2 protein-coding genes are annotated in these 655 nt (G+C 49.3%); both read right to left on the bottom strand.

The features are described from left to right. On the bottom strand, positions 1 to 549 hold a 549-nt coding region (locus R7E78_RS27410; protein WP_031822408.1), incomplete at its 3' end, for a MotA/TolQ/ExbB proton channel family protein. Continuing rightward, positions 549 to 655, bottom strand: a 107-nt coding sequence (locus R7E78_RS27405; protein WP_318058789.1) for an energy transducer TonB, incomplete at its 5' end; no start/stop codon positions are given. The genes R7E78_RS27410 and R7E78_RS27405, both read right to left, overlap by 1 nt.

The following is a 655-nucleotide window of genomic DNA, read 5'->3' as shown; positions in this document are numbered from 1 at the left end:
ACCGATGATTTGAGCGCCAGAAATAGCGGGTAGGGCGATGATCAAGCCTGCGGCCGTTGTGCGCATGGCTAAACCCAAGCCGTCGGCCAAATCGTTAGGTGTGATGTTCCCAGTTGAAACCGCAATGCCTTTAAACATCTCAATCAATCCCAATACTGTGCCGAGAAGACCAATTAGCGGGCTGATTACGCCGATCAACGTCAGAAGGCGAAGACCAGAATGCAGTTGATGACGCTTTTCTTGCAGCCACATGCCAGCCGCGTCTTCACGCAGCGATTTAGCGAATGAGTGGTGAGCCAATAGCATTGCTACACCGCGATAAAGCAGGGGACGCTTGCCCGACAACTCATCGGCCAGCGCTTCAATATCTCGGCTGTTCGTTGGGTCTAGACTGGCCAAATGTTGACGAATGGCACTTTTGCCAACGCCAAGACTGATGAATACTTGGAAGAGTCGTTCTGCAATGATCATGACGGTGAGTGCCGAGCAAATGATCAAAGGCCATGTCATAAGACCGAACTGAGTTTGTAATTCTTGTAGTTGTTCCATTATCCTTCCAACTTAAAACGAACTGGTATTTGTACTCGGTGAGCCACTTTTAGCCCGCCTAAAATATGTGGTGTAAATTGCCATTGTTTAATGGCACGCAGCGCTG

This window comes from Vibrio sp. YT-19(2023), from assembly GCF_033337395.1.
This window is presented reverse-complemented; position numbering and strand designations above follow the sequence as displayed.